The sequence below is a fragment of the Janthinobacterium sp. SUN128 genome (assembly GCF_030587275.1).
Taxonomy (GTDB): domain Bacteria; phylum Pseudomonadota; class Gammaproteobacteria; order Burkholderiales; family Burkholderiaceae_D; genus Janthinobacterium; species Janthinobacterium lividum.
Genome location: NZ_JAPWHY010000001.1, coordinates 1,399,764 through 1,413,513, shown reverse-complemented (window position 1 = coordinate 1,413,513; position 13,750 = coordinate 1,399,764). Strand labels below are relative to the sequence as shown.

Annotated in this window: 8 protein-coding genes; 3 read left to right on the top strand and 5 right to left on the bottom strand. The window is 65.0% G+C overall.

The genetic code is table 11. From position 1 onward, the window contains the following. Positions 1 to 11: 11 nt before the first annotated feature. Positions 12 to 2,438, bottom strand: a complete 2,427-nt coding sequence (locus O3297_RS06375; RefSeq protein WP_305048089.1) for a membrane-bound PQQ-dependent dehydrogenase, glucose/quinate/shikimate family — start codon at positions 2,436 to 2,438, stop codon at positions 12 to 14. Between the two features lie 281 nt (positions 2,439 to 2,719). Further along, positions 2,720 to 3,766 carry an NAD(P)-dependent alcohol dehydrogenase gene (locus O3297_RS06370; protein WP_305048088.1) on the bottom strand — a complete coding sequence of 349 codons (1,047 nt, stop codon included), beginning with the start codon at positions 3,764 to 3,766 and terminating at the stop codon, positions 2,720 to 2,722. Between the two features lie 179 nt (positions 3,767 to 3,945). On the opposite strand from O3297_RS06370, the gene O3297_RS06365 reads away from it, so the two are divergent. Beyond that, entirely contained in the window at positions 3,946 to 4,902 is a 957-nt protein-coding gene (locus O3297_RS06365; protein ID WP_305048087.1) for an AraC family transcriptional regulator, read from the top strand. Here O3297_RS06365 and O3297_RS06360 read toward each other — a convergent pair. Then, the gene (locus O3297_RS06360) at positions 4,884 to 8,456 is read right to left on the bottom strand and encodes a hydantoinase B/oxoprolinase family protein (RefSeq protein WP_305048086.1); all 3,573 of its coding nucleotides are present in this window, start codon (positions 8,454 to 8,456) and stop codon (positions 4,884 to 4,886) included. The two genes, O3297_RS06365 and O3297_RS06360, sit on opposite strands and share 19 nt — an antisense overlap. Positions 8,457 to 8,588: 132 nt before the next feature. On the opposite strand from O3297_RS06360, the gene O3297_RS06355 reads away from it, so the two are divergent. Continuing rightward, positions 8,589 to 10,133 carry an NAD(P)H-hydrate dehydratase gene (locus tag O3297_RS06355; RefSeq protein ID WP_305048085.1) on the top strand — a complete coding sequence of 515 codons (1,545 nt, stop codon included), beginning with the start codon at positions 8,589 to 8,591 and terminating at the stop codon, positions 10,131 to 10,133. 118 nt (positions 10,134 to 10,251) lie between these two features. On the opposite strand, the gene O3297_RS06350 is transcribed toward O3297_RS06355, so the two are convergent. Next, entirely contained in the window at positions 10,252 to 11,004 is a 753-nt protein-coding gene (locus O3297_RS06350; protein WP_052140565.1) for an ABC transporter ATP-binding protein, read from the bottom strand. Between the two features lie 55 nt (positions 11,005 to 11,059). Between O3297_RS06350 and O3297_RS06345 the strand changes: the two genes are divergently transcribed. Continuing rightward, positions 11,060 to 11,692, top strand: coding sequence for an arylesterase (locus O3297_RS06345; RefSeq protein ID WP_034787626.1), 633 nt, complete (start codon positions 11,060 to 11,062; stop codon positions 11,690 to 11,692). A gap of 69 nt (positions 11,693 to 11,761) precedes the next feature. On the opposite strand, the gene O3297_RS06340 is transcribed toward O3297_RS06345, so the two are convergent. Continuing rightward, a complete protein-coding gene (locus O3297_RS06340) occupies positions 11,762 to 13,687 on the bottom strand; it encodes a SurA N-terminal domain-containing protein (protein WP_305048084.1) in 1,926 nt (641 codons plus the stop codon). Between the last annotated feature and the right edge of the window lie 63 nt (positions 13,688 to 13,750).

The following is a 13,750-nucleotide window of genomic DNA, read 5'->3' as shown; positions in this document are numbered from 1 at the left end:
GAAGCAAACTCTTACTGTGTCTTGGGAAGCGCGTATGCTATCACGTAATCCCCCCGGTCCGGGCTCTGGCGGGCGCCGCCCGCGACCACCACGACATACTGGCGGCCCGACCTGGGCGACACATACGTCATCGGCGTGCCTTGCGAGCCGACCGGCATGCGCGCCTTCCACACTTCGCGGCCGGTGGCGATATCCATGGCGCGCAAATAATAATCCTGCGTGCCCGCATAAAACACCAGGCCGGACGCCGTGCTCATGCCGCCGCCCAGGGTCGGCATGCCCAGCGGGACAGGCAACCGGACGCGCACGCCGTTGATGACGGCATCCTGCACCGTGCCGGCCGGACGCTCCCACACTTTCGTGCGCGTTTTGAGGTCGATGGCGGCAAACACGCCCCACGGCGGACTTTGGCAGGGAATGCCCAGCGGAGAGTTAAACGCCTTGTGGTCGATGACGAACGGCGTGCCATCCATCGGATAGGTGCTGCCCACGCCATGGCCCGAGGTCAGCTTGGCCACGTCCACCGTTTCGCGCGGCACCAGCCTGACCACTTGCGGCATGCGGATATCGTTGACGAACATATAGCCATTGCTTTCATCGACGGCCGCGCCGCCCCAGTTGAAGCCGCCGTAGTAGCCCGGGTAGATCAGCGTCTCCCTGGTACTTGGCGCTGTGAACTCGCCCTGGTAATTGAGCTTGCGGAAGCTGATGCGGCACGCCAGCTGGTCGAAGAAGGTGGCACCCCACATGTCGCGCTCCGTCAGCGTTTCCGCACCCAGGGCCGGCATGCCGGTGGAGTATGGCTGCGTTTTGGATACCCAGTCGCCGGCCGCGTGCTCCTGCGGCACGGCTTTTTCGATGACTTCGGCGATCGGCTTGCCCGTGCGGCGGTCCAGCATGAATATCTGGCCGCGCTTGGTCAGCTGCACCAGCGCGGGAATCTTGCCGCCCTTGCCGTCCGGGACGTCGTACAGGGCCGGCTGTGCCGCCACGTCGTAGTCCCAGATATCGTGGTGGACGGTTTGATACGTCCAGCGCTCGCGGCCCGTGGCCATGTCGAGGGCGACGATGGCGGACGCGTATTTTTCCGTCAGCGGCGGGCGCTTGCCGCCCCAGAAGTCGGGCTGCTCGTTCCCCGTGGGCAGGTACACCAGGCCCAGTGCATCGTCGAACGCGGGCGTCGACCACATGTTGGGCGTACTGCGCGTGTAGGTCTGCCCTTGCGGCGGCAGTTTGGTGATGGCCGGATTGCCCAGGTCCCAGGCCCAGACCAGTTCCCCCGTGTCGGCGCTGTAGGCGCGCACGACGCCCGACGGTTCATCGGTGGAGCGGCCGTCGAAGACCCAGCCGCCAAGGATGATCAGGTTGCGCGCCACCGTGGGCGCGGACGTGTAGGCGTAGTACGGCACGTTCATCTTGACCTTGCCCAGGCCGACGGTCAGGTCGACGGAACCCTTGTCGCCGAAACCCTCGCACCGCTTGCCCGTCTGCGCGTCGATCTCGATCAGGCGCGCATCCATGGTCACTTGCACGATGCGCCTGGCGCACGCGCCCGCCACCGGCGCGCTGGCCGCCTGCATGCCGTCAAAACGGAACGGCTTTGTCACTTTCGCCGGCTCGTAGTAGCCGACGCCGCGGCAGCGGTTCCACGTCTTCGTGTTGGCTGGCTTCGGATCGAAGGTCCAGCGTTCCTTGCCCGTGTCCGCGTCCAGCGCGATGACCTTGCTCGTCGGCGTGCACGTATAGATGGTGTCACCGATCTGCAGCGGCGTATTCTGCGATTCGGACGCGCCTTCGGCCAGTTCGCCCGAGCGGTAGGTCCACGCCACCTGCAACTGATCGACGTTAGCCTTGTCGATCTGCGTGTACGGCGCGAAGCGCGTGCCCTGCGGTCCATAGCCATAATGCGCCCAGTTGGCGCTGCCGTCATTGATGGCCTTCACGGCATCCTGCTGCGGCTGCGCGGTGGCTTCCAGCACGCCGTGCGGCTTGAACATGGCAGCGAAACCGGCTACCAGCACGACGGCAAACAGGGCCGCGAAGCCGCCCGACTGCCCATTGTGCTTGCGGCCCGCCAGCCACGGATGCAGCAAGGCGGCCACCAGGCCGATGACGAGGAACGGCGCCAGGCGCGGCACCATGGGCCAGAAGGCGAAGCCGATTTCCCATACGGCCCAGACCAGGGTGGCGACGACCAGCACGGCAACGATGCTGCTGGCCAGCGGCTTGCGGCGCAAATACAGCACGCCGGCGAGGAGCAGGCCGAGACCGGCCGGCAGGTAATACCAGGAACCGCCGAGGGTAATCAGTTCGATGCCACCGGCCGCCAGGGCCAGGCCGGAAAATCCAAGAAAAATGCCAAAAACCGTCAGGGCAAGCCGCTTGCCCCTGAAGACCGCCGGGATCGCCGGCGCTCCCTTATTTGCTGAAGTGTCCATTTTTTATCCATGACGCCTCCCCTGCCCAGGCCAACGCGCCGGGGATGGCTGATTTTTTAAATCTACGTAGTGAAACTGTACTGTACGGTTTCATTTTATGCCGATTTTTGATGCAAGGAAAGAAAAATTGACAAGGGAGCTTGATTTTTGGCGGGGATGGGATGATTTGGTGGGATGTCGGATTACGCTCTGCGAGCTAATCCGACCTACCGGAACGCTGGATATGCGTAGGTTGGATTAGCGCAAAGCGCGTAATCCAACAAACACAGGCGCGCCGGGTGTTACAGCGACGCCATGTCAATCACAAAACGATATCTGACATCGCTTTTGACCACGCGCTCGAATGCCTCATTGATATCCTGGATACGGATGATCTCGATGTCCGACACAATATTGTGCTTGCCGCAGAAATCCAGCATTTCCTGGGTTTCCTTGATCGAGCCGATCATGGAGCCGGACAGGCTGCGGCGCGCGCCCACCAGGCCGAAGGCGCTGATCGGCGGCACGGCGCCGTCCGGGATGCCGACGATGACCATGCTGCCATCGACTTTCAGCAGGTTGATGTACTGGTTCCAGTCGATGGACGCGCCCACCGTGCAGATGATGAGGTCAAACGTGCCGGCCAGTTTGCTGAACGTTTCCGCATCGTTGGTGGCGTAGTAATGATTGGCGCCCAGGCGCAGGCCATCTTCGCGCTTCGACAGGGTCTGGCTCAGCACCGTCACTTCGGCGCCCATGGCGTGGGCGATCTTGACGCCCATGTGGCCCAGGCCCCCCATACCGAGGATGGCGACCTGCTTGCCAGGGCCGGCCTTCCAGTGGTTCAGCGGCGAATACAGGGTGATGCCGGCGCACAGCAGCGGTGCGGCCGCGTCCAGCGGCAGGTTGTCGGGAATCGACAGCACATAGCCTTCCTTGACGACGATGCTGTCCGAGTAGCCGCCCTGCGTGGCCGTCTTGCCGTCCGCTTCCAGGCCGTTGTAGGTCTGGATCAGGCCGGGCATGTACTGCTCCAGGTCCACGTTGCGCGTCTTGCAGGTGGTGCAGGAATCGACGAAGCAACCCACACCCACGTGGTCGCCCACCTTGAACTTGGTCACATTGGAGCCAACGGCCGTGACGACGCCGGCGATTTCATGGCCAGGCACCATCGGGAAGGCGGCGCCGCCCCATTCGTCGCGCGCCTGGTGGATGTCGGAATGGCACACGCCACAATATTTGATCGAGATGGCCACGTCGTCTTCGCGCGGGGCGCGGCGCTCGAACGTGAACGGTTGCAGTGCGGAAGTCGGGCCCAGTGCGGCGTAGCCTTTGGCGATGGTGGTCATGAAAACTCCTGTATCTATATGTGTGTAACGAGGGGTGACGCGTGCCGTGCATGCGATTGCACAAGTGTGCCCGAGATGCCCGGCCGCCGTTATCGCGATCCTGCAAGACCTTTGCACGATCCTCCAAATCTGCGTAAGATCAGCCCCTGCCCTTACCTACCTGACGCATACTGGCCCACATGTCCACCCTGTCCACACCACTCCCGCCGCAAGATGAAATCGCCGCCCTGATCAGCCGCCACGCGCCGCGCACGGGCGACTACACGACGGCCATCGGCAACCTCACCTTCCACCGCCAGTCGTCCGTCACGGAATCGCTGTTCCATGCGGCGCGCCCCAGCGTGGCCATCATCGCGCAAGGGGCGAAGGACGTCACCCTGGGCAGCGAAACCTTCCACTACAGCCGCATGCAGTATCTGCTGACCTCCGTCGACTTGCCGGTGCAGGTGCGCGTGGTGGAGGCGAGCGTGGACAAGCCGCACCTGTGCGTGGTGCTGGGCATCGACATCGCCGACGTGGCCGCGCTGCTCGACAGCGAAAGCAGCAGCGCAAGCGCGGCGCAGCAGAAAATCCTGCCTGCCACGCGCGGCATTTCCGTCAGCGACGTGTCGGCCGAACTACTCGACGCCATGCTGCGCCTCGTGCGCCTGCTCGACAAGCCGGGAGAAATCGCCACGCTGGCGCCATTGATCCGCCGCGAGCTGACCTACCGCCTGCTCAACGGCCCTGTCGGCGCGCGCCTGCGCCACATGGCGCTGGCCAGCAGCCAGTCGCACCAGGTGGGGCAAGCCATCGACTGGATCAAGCACAATTATTGCGAACCGCTGCGCATCGAGCACCTGGCCGGCATGGCGAACATGAGCATGTCGTCGCTGCACCACCACTTCAAGGCGATCACGGCCATGACGCCGATGCAGTACCAGAAGCTGCTGCGCCTGCAGGAAGCGCGGCGCTTGATGCTGGTCGAGCAGATCGACGCGGGCACGGCCGGCTACCGCGTTGGCTACGCCAGCGAATCGCAGTTCAGCCGCGAATACAGCCGCCAGTTCGGCCGCGCGCCCATGCGCGACGTGGGCCAGGTGCGCGCGCAGCTCAGCGGTGCCAGTGCTGACATGGCCTATTCCGTCTTGCCGTAACCGCCGCCGCCTGGCGTCTCGATGACGAACACGTCGCCCGCCAGCATGCCGGTCTTGCCGATATGCGCCAGGTGCTCCACCGTGCCGTCCGCCCGCTCCACGTAATTGCGTCCCAGCGCGCCCGCCTCGCCGCCGTCCATGCCGAACGGCGGAATAATCCGGTTGTTCGACAGGATCGCCGCCGTCATCGGCTCCAGGAAGCGCACCCGGCGCACGCCGCCATTGCCGCCGTGCCAGCGCCCCGCCCCGCCCGACCCGGCACGGATGCTGTAGCTGTCCAGGCGCACGGGGAAGCGCCACTCGAGGATTTCCGGGTCCGTCAGGCGCGAATTGGTCATGTTCGTCTGCACCACGTCCGTGCCGTCAAAACCGGGGCCGGCGCCCGAGCCGCCCGATATCGTCTCGTAATACTGGTATTTGGCGCTGCCGAACGTGAAATTGTTCATCGTCCCCTGCGAGGCCGCCATCGCCCCCAGCGCGCCATACAGGGCGTTCGTGATGCAGGTCGAGGTTTCCACGTTGCCCGAGACGACGGAGGCCGGATACTGCGGGTTGAGCATGGAGCCGGGCGGGATGATCACGGTCAAAGGTTTCAGGCAGCCCGCGTTCAAGGGAATCTCATCGTCGACCAGCGTACGGAACACATACAGCACGGCCGCCATGCAGACGGCGGACGGCGCGTTGAAATTGTTCGGCAGCTGGCTTGAGGTGCCCGTAAAGTCGATGACGGCGCTGCGCCGCGCCACGTCGACCTTGATCGCCACCTGGATGCGCGCGCCGTTATCGAGGTCCAGCGCGTAGCTGCCATCCTTCAGGGTCGTGATGACCCTGCGCACGGCTTCCTCGGCATTATCCTGCACGTGGCCCATGTAGGCTTGCACGACGGCGTGGCCGAAATGCGCGACCATCTTGTGCAGTTCCTCGGCCCCCTTCTGATTGGCCGCCACCTGGGCGCGCAGGTCGGCCAGGTTTTGCCGGGGATTGCGGGCCGGCCAGCTGGCGCCCGCCAGCAGGGTCAGTGTTTCCGCCTCGCGCAACAAACCCGTGGCGCCGTCGACCAGCTTGAAATTGTCGATCAACACGCCCTCTTCCTCGATGCGCGTGGAGTCGGGCGGCATCGAGCCGGGCGTGGTGCCGCCGATATCGGCATGGTGGCCGCGCGAGCCCACGTAGAACAGGATGGATTCTCCCTTTTCATCGAAGACGGGCGAAATGACGGTCACGTCGGGCAGATGCGTGCCGCCGTGGTACGGGTCGTTCAGCATGAAGACGTCGCCCGGCCGCATGGTTCCCGCATTGCGCGTCATGACGGTGCGGATGCTCTCGCCCATGGACCCCAGATGCACGGGCATGTGCGGCGCATTGGCAATCAAATGACCTTGCGCATCGAAGATGGCGCAACTGAAATCGAGCCGCTCCTTGATGTTGACGGAATGGGCCGTATTCTGCAGGCGCAGCCCCATCTGCTCGGCAATCGACATGAACAGGTTGTTGAAGATTTCCAGCATGACGGGGTCCGCATTGGTCCCGATGGCGCGCCGCTCGGGCAAGGCGGCCACCCTGCGCAAGATCAAATGGCCATGCGCAGTGACCTCGGCGCGCCAGCCGGGTTCGATGACGGTGGTGGCATTGGCGTCGCTGACGATGGCCGGGCCGTCGATGGCGTCGCCGGGACGCAGGCTGTCCGCCGCATACAGGCCGCTGTCGCGCCACGCTCCGGCGCAGTACATGTCCACCGTCTGCAGGGGCGCCAGCGCGCCCGTGCGCGCCGCATGGACCGGCGCGGCCGGCTGCGGCGCATCGGAAGCGCCGATGGCTTCCACGGAGATCGCCTCGACGATCAGCGCGCGCGCCGGCATCAAAAAGGAAAAGCGCTTTTTGTAGGCCGCTTCGAACTGCGCCTGCATGCCGGCGGCCGTATCGAACAGCACGACGAGGGCCGAATCCGTGCCTTCATAGCGCAGGTGCACGCGCCGCATCAGCGAGATGCGCTCGCCTGCCACGCCCTGGCGCAGCAAGTCGCCTTGCGCCAGGGCACCCAGCGCCGCAAAATCGTCCGCCAGGTCCACGCCCATTGCCGCCTCGATGGCCTGTTCGCGCATGGCGCTCTGGTCGGCCAGGCCCATGCCGTAGGCCGACATCACGCCCGCCAGGCTGTGGATGAACACCGTGCGCATGCCCAGCGCGTCGGCCACCAGGCAGGCGTGCTGGCCGCCCGCGCCGCCAAAGCTGGTGAGCGTATATTCCGTGACGTCGTGGCCGCGCTGCACGGAAATCTGCTTGATGGCGTTGGCCATGTTCCCGACTGCGATGGCGATATAGCCTTCGGCCACCTGCTCCGGGGTGGAGCTCACCGTGCGCGCCAGCGCCTCGAACTGGGCCCGCACCGTGGCCACATCCAGCGCTTCGTTCGCGTCGGGGCCGAAAACGCGGGGGAAGAATGCGGGCTGCAGCTTGCCCAGCATGACGTTGCAGTCGGTGACGGCCAGCGGGCCGCAGCGCCGGTAGCTGGCGGGCCCCGGATTGGCACCCGCGCTGTCCGGCCCCACCTTGTAGCGGGCGCCGTCGAAATGCAGGATGGAGCCGCCGCCCGCGGCCACCGTGTGTATGCTCATCATGGGCGCGCGCATGCGCACGCCGGCGATCTGCGTCTCGAACACGCGTTCGAACTCGCCCGCGTAATGCGACACGTCGGTGGACGTGCCGCCCATGTCGAAGCCGATGACTCTATCGAAACCGGCCAGCGCGCTGGCGCGCACCATGCCGACGATGCCGCCCGCGGGACCGGACAGAATGCTGTCCTTGCCCTGGAAGGCGCGCGCATCCGTCAAGCCGCCGTTCGACTGCATGAATTGCAGGTGCACGCCGGGCAGCTCCATCGCCAGCTGGTCGACGTAGCGGCGCAGGATGGGAGACAGATAGGCATCGACCACCGTGGTGTCGCCGCGCGCCACCAGTTTCATCATGGGGCTGACCTCGTGCGACACGGACACCTGCGTAAAACCGGCCTCGCGCGCCAGCTGCGCCACCCGCGCCTCGTGCGCGTGGTAACGGTAGCCGTGCATCAGCACGATCGCAATGGCGCGCACGCCGCGCGCATAGGCCTGGTCCAGCGCCACCCGCGCGGCCGCCTCGTCGAGCGGCGTCACGACGTCGCCATGGGCGCCCACCCTTTCATCGATCTCGATCACGTCGCCGTACAGCAGTTCGGGCAGGATGATCTGGCGGGCGAACAGCTGCGGGCGGTTCTGGTAGGCGATGCGCAAGGCGTCGCGAAAACCGCGCGTGATGGCCAGCACGGTGGGCTCGCCCTTGCGTTCGAGCAGCGCGTTGGTGGCGACCGTCGTGCCCATCTTGATGGCGCCCACCTGTTCCACGGGCAGCGGCGCGCCAGGCGCAAGGCCCATCAGCTGGCGCATGCCTGCCAGCGCCGCGTCGCGGTACTGGCCCGGGTTTTCCGACAGCAGCTTATGCGTGGCCAGGCTGCCGTCAGGGCGGCGCGCCACGATGTCCGTAAAGGTGCCGCCCCGGTCGATCCAGAATTGCCAGTCCATCGCCTTGCCCCCGCGCTTATGTGAGATGGCTATTGTAGCCGCCAAACAGGGACGCGTTTCAGGCGTGCGCGCCTTGCCTTTCGGCCGCTTCGGCCTTATGTTGAAGACATGCTGACTAACGGAACACGCTCCATGCCCCTGATCGACTCTGCAACACCGCTGTACTCCATCGCCGAACTGCGCGCCATCGAACAAGCGGCCATGCAAGACCTGCCGCAAGGGCTGCTGATGCAGCGCGCGGGCCAGGCCGCCGCCAGTACCGCCCTGAAGCTGCTGCACGCCCAGGAAGATGGCGACGGCGCGGGCCACCGGCGCGTACTGGTACTGGCCGGCCCCGGCGACAACGGCGGCGACGCGCTGGAAGCGGCCGCGCACCTGGCCGGCAGCGGCACCGAGGTGCTCGTCTGGCTGGCGCCCGAGGCGCATGCCACGTCGCCCGAGCGCGAACAGGCGCTGAGCCGCGCGCGCAACAGCGCCGCCCGCTTCATGGAAGCGGCAACCTCGATGGCGTCTGCGGCAGTGGGCGCGGCGCCCTGGCACCTCGTCATCGATGGCCTGTTCGGCATCGGCGCGTCGCGTCCCCTGGACGGCGAATGCCGCGACATGGCGCAGCTGGTCAACAATCTCGATTGCCCCGTGCTGGCGCTCGATGTGCCCAGCGGCCTGCACGCGGACACGGGCGCCATCGATGGCATCGCCATCCGCGCCACGCATACGCTCACCTTCATCGGCGACAAGCCGGGCCTGCACACGGCGAATGGCCGCGACCATGCGGGGGAAGTGGAAGTGGCTGCGCTGGCCATAGCCCCTGCCCTGCTGCCTGCGGCGAAGGCGCAGCTGGGCGGCCTGCACCTGTTCGCCCGCCAGCTGCAGCCACGGCGCCAGAATACGCACAAGGGCAGCTACGGCAGCGTGGCCGTCATCGGCGGCGCGCAAGGCATGTCCGGCGCGCCCATCCTGGCGGCCCGCACGGCCCTGCATGCGGGCGCGGGAAGAGTGTATATCGCGTTTCCCGACGCACCGCCCGCCTTCGACAGCGGCCAGCCGGAACTCATGTGCCGGCACGCCAGGGACGTGGATTTCTCGGGCCTGCACTTCGCGGCCCTGGTGGCCGGCCCCGGCCTCGGCGACAAGGCCGATACGGTGGAACTGCTGCAGCGTGCCATTGACAGCGACAGCCCCCTGCTGCTGGACGCGGACGCGCTGAACCTGATGGCGGCCGAGCCGGAGCTGCAATCGGCGCTGGCCGTGCGCACGGGCGCGGGTGCGACGATATTGACGCCGCATCCGCTGGAAGCGGCACGCCTGCTCGACATGACGGCGGCCGAAGTGCAGGCCGACCGCCTGGGCGCGGCGCGCCAGCTGGCCACGCAGCTGGGCGCAATCGTGGTATTAAAAGGTTCGGGCACGGTGATCGCCGCGCCCGACGGCCAGGTCGTCGTCAACAACACGGGCGGCCCCGCGCTGGCGACGGCCGGCACGGGCGACGTGTTGTCCGGCCTGTGCGGCAGCCTGCTGGCGCAAGGCTGGCCCGAATGGGAAGCGGCGCTGGGCGCCGTCTGGCTGCATGGCGCGGCGGCCGATGCGCTGGTGGCCGCAGGCAGCGGCCCCATCGGGTTGACGGCCGGGGAACTGATCCCGGCCATCCGCAAGTTGATCAATGCCTTGTCGGCATAAGCGTATGGCGTGGGAGTGATGGATTACGCTGCGCTAATCCAAGCTACGGCTGTGATGATGGCAGGCAAGTAGGTCGGATTAGCGCGCCAGCGCGTAATCCGACAATCACCGGCACCAATCACACCAGCCGGCCCGCCGAAATCGTAATCGTGCGGCCGCAGCGGGCCGCAATCGAGCTGTCATGCGTGACGAGCACCAGGGTCGAGCCCCGTTCGCGGTTCAGCTCGAACATCAGCTGGATCACGGCCTCGCCGGTGGCCGCATCGAGGCTGCCCGTCGGTTCGTCGGCGAACAGCAGCGGCGGTTCCGTCACGAACGCCCGGGCCAGGGCCACGCGCTGCTGCTCCCCGCCGGACAGGTATTTCGGATAGTGCTTCAGGCGGCTGCCCAGGTTGACTCTGCCCAGCATGGCTTGCGCCTTTTCCTTCGCGTCCGGGTCGCCGCGCAATTCCAGCGGCAGCATGACGTTTTCCAGCGCCGTCAGGTGGGCCAGCAGCTGGAAGGACTGGAACACGAAACCGAGCTTTTCCTTGCGAAAACCGGCGCGGCCGTCTTCGTCGAGGGCGAAGATATCCGTGCCATCGAGGATCACCTTGCCCTCGCTCGGCGTATCCAGGCCGGCCAATAAACCGAGCAAGGTGGACTTGCCGGAACCGGAGGCGCCGACGATGGCCAGCGTCTCCGCCGTTTGCACGGTAAAATCGACTTGATGCAGGATGGTCAGCTCACCATCGGCATCGGGTACGCGCTTGGCCAGCTGGACCACTTCGATGGCCGGCTGGGCATTTTGGCTGTGGGGTGCGGCGGGCCGCTGGGCCGCTGCTTCTGACGGGAGAAAACTGGTGGAAGTCGCTTTAGGGAATTCGGGCATGCTGATCTATCTTAAAAAATTTCGTGAACAAATAAGTGTCAAGGGCAGCAGCCGCATGCGGCGGCGCACGCTGTCCCTGCTTCCTGCGGCAGCCCTGCTGCTGGTATCGAGCATGACGAACGCCTATTCTGCACCAAAAACGCTGCTGGTGCTCGGCGACAGCCTCTCGGCCGAGTATGGGCTGGCACGGGGCACGGGCTGGGTGGCGCTGCTGGAACAGCGGCTGCAGGCGCAAAAGAACGATACGCGCATCGTCAATGCCAGCATCAGCGGCGAGACCACCAGCGGCGGCCGCGCGCGCCTGCCCGCCCTGCTGTCCAAGCACCAGCCCGATGTCGTGCTGATCGAACTGGGCGCCAACGACGGCTTGCGCGGCTTGCCCGTGGCGGCGGCCGAAGCGAATCTGCGCGCCATGGGTGAGGCGGCCAAAAAATCGGGCGCGCAGGTGGTGCTGGTGGGCATGCGCATGCCGCCCAACTATGGCCGCGCCTACGGCGAACAGTTTTACGGCGTGTACGGCAAGCTGGCCAGGGAATGGAAGGCACCGCTGGTGCCCTTCATGTTCGAAGGCATCGCCGACCAGCCGCAGCTGTTCCAGGCCGACCGCATGCACCCGAATGCGCTAGCCCATCCAACCATCCTGAAAAACATCTGGCCACAGCTGGCGCCATTGCTGAAAGCCAAGTAAGTCCGTCGATTCCGCAGACAAAAAAATAGCCGCTCGAAAGCGGCTATTTTTATGCGTGGAAACTAAATCTTACGGTGCTTCCGGCGCTGGGGTGGCTGGGGCGGTGACCGGCTTGACGATCTTCACCTTGGCCTTGCCTTTCAGGTATTCGACATAATCGAACATTTCCTGTTGCGCCAGGATGCCGCTGATCTGGTCTTTCTCTTGCTGGCGCCGCGCCGCATCCACTTGCTCCGGCTGCTGCACCTTGGCAATGCGGTAGATGCCGTAGCCCAGGGCTGGCAGGTCCACGCCCACATAGGCTGGCAGCTTGCTCGTGTCCGCTTTCATGACTTGCGCGATGGCGGCACGGTTGATGCCGTCCAGCTTGCTGCGCGATACCCATTGCGCCGCACCGAAACCGGTCGCATCGCCGGATGCCTTCAAGGCGGCCAGCTTGGTCTCGCCCGCTTTCTTGGCCAGCTTTTCCGCTTCTTCCAGGGTCACGCGCTGACGGATCATCGCTTCGACTTCGGCCAGCGGACGCTTGGTCGCCGGCTTGAATTCCACCACGCGGCCGGCGATCAGCACGTTCGGCGCAACGGTCACGGCTTCCGTGTTGCGCTTGTCTTTCAGCGAATCGTTTGAGAAGATGGCCGACAGGAACTTGGCATTGTTGAACGGCGCCTTGCCCAGTGCTGGCGACGGCGTGCGCGACAGGTTGGCGACGGTTTCCACTTTCAGTTTCAGCTTGTCGGCCACCGGCTTCAGGCTGTCCGATTGCTCGTAGACCGTGTTGGTGAACGTTTCCGCCATTTCCGAGTATTTCTTGGCGGCAAATTGCTTGCGCAGATCCGCCGTGATTTCGCCGCGCACTTCATCCAGCGCACGCACGTGCTGCGGCTTGAGCGAGGTGACGGTCAGGATGTGGAAGCCGAAATCGGAAGCGACGACATCGCTGATTTCGCCTTGCTTGAGTTTCGCGACAGCGCTCAGCAGCGGTGCCGGCAAGCCATCCTTGCCAATCACGCCCAAGTCGCCGCCCTGCTCTGCGGACGCCGGATCTTCCGACTTGGCTTTCGCCACGGCGGCAAAGCTGGCAGGCGTCTTGCGCACGTCAGCCAGGATGGCTTCGGCCTTGGCCTTGGCGGCTGCCTTGTCGGCGGCCGAGGCGTCTTTCTTGACGGCTACGAGGATGTGGCTGGCCTGGCGCGCTTCTTCCGTCGTGTAGGCTTTCTGGTTCTTCGCGTAGTAGCCGGTCACGTCGGCGTCGGTGACGTCGACTTGCTCGCCTGCAGCGCTGTCGTCCAGCACGACGTATTCGACCTTGGCTTGTTCCGGGATCTCGAAGAACTTGCTGTTCTTGTCATAGAAAGCCTTGATCATGGCGTCCGTCACTTTGACTTCCGGCACGTACTGGGCGATCGGCAGCAGCAGTTCCTGCACTTCGCGCTCTTCCGAGGTGATGTCGGACAAACGCTTGGAGACGGTGCTCGGCGCGAAGGCGGTGCCTTGCACGGCGCCGGCCAGTTGCTGCAGGGCCAGGTCGCTGCGGCGGCGCGCATCGTACATCTGCGGCGTCATGCCTTGGGCTGCCAGCATGGCCTTGTAGCGTTCCAGGTCGAATTTACCGTCCGGCAAGGTCAAGCCCGGGATTTCCAGCACTTCCTTTTGCAGCACGGCATCGCTGATGACCAGGTGGCTACGGCCCACTTCGGCGGCCACGGCGCGCTCGGCGATCAGGTTGTCGAGGATGCTCTGGCGCGCTTCCGGCGTGTCAAACATTTTCTGGTCGAACTGCTCGCCCATCATCTGGCGGTAGCGGTCGATCTGCTGGCGTTGCGCTTCTTCATATTGCTGCTGCGTAACGACCTGGTCGCCGACCTTGGCGATGGTGTTCGCGCCATCGCCGAAGCTTTGGTAGCCGCTGATACCGACCAGTGCAAAAGACGGGACGATGACCAGCATCAAGAGAAACTGCATCAAGCGTCGATGGGTACGAATAAATTCAAACATGGTCAGCCAATTCGGGATGAGTGGATCACTATAAAAAAAGGCGAACATGCGTTCGCCTTGATT

Coding starts and splice junctions, on each gene's coding strand:
- O3297_RS06355 (WP_305048085.1), top strand. CDS start 8,589: ATGCCCCTGATCGACTCTGCAACACCGCTGTACTCCATCGCCGAACTG.
- O3297_RS06370 (WP_305048088.1), bottom strand. CDS start 3,766: ATGACCACCATCGCCAAAGGCTACGCCGCACTGGGCCCGACTTCCGCA.
- O3297_RS06350 (WP_052140565.1), bottom strand. CDS start 11,004: ATGCCCGAATTCCCTAAAGCGACTTCCACCAGTTTTCTCCCGTCAGAA.
- O3297_RS06345 (WP_034787626.1), top strand. CDS start 11,060: ATGCGGCGGCGCACGCTGTCCCTGCTTCCTGCGGCAGCCCTGCTGCTG.
- O3297_RS06375 (WP_305048089.1), bottom strand. CDS start 2,438: ATGGACACTTCAGCAAATAAGGGAGCGCCGGCGATCCCGGCGGTCTTC.
- O3297_RS06365 (WP_305048087.1), top strand. CDS start 3,946: ATGTCCACCCTGTCCACACCACTCCCGCCGCAAGATGAAATCGCCGCC.
- O3297_RS06340 (WP_305048084.1), bottom strand. CDS start 13,687: ATGTTTGAATTTATTCGTACCCATCGACGCTTGATGCAGTTTCTCTTG.
- O3297_RS06360 (WP_305048086.1), bottom strand. CDS start 8,456: ATGGACTGGCAATTCTGGATCGACCGGGGCGGCACCTTTACGGACATC.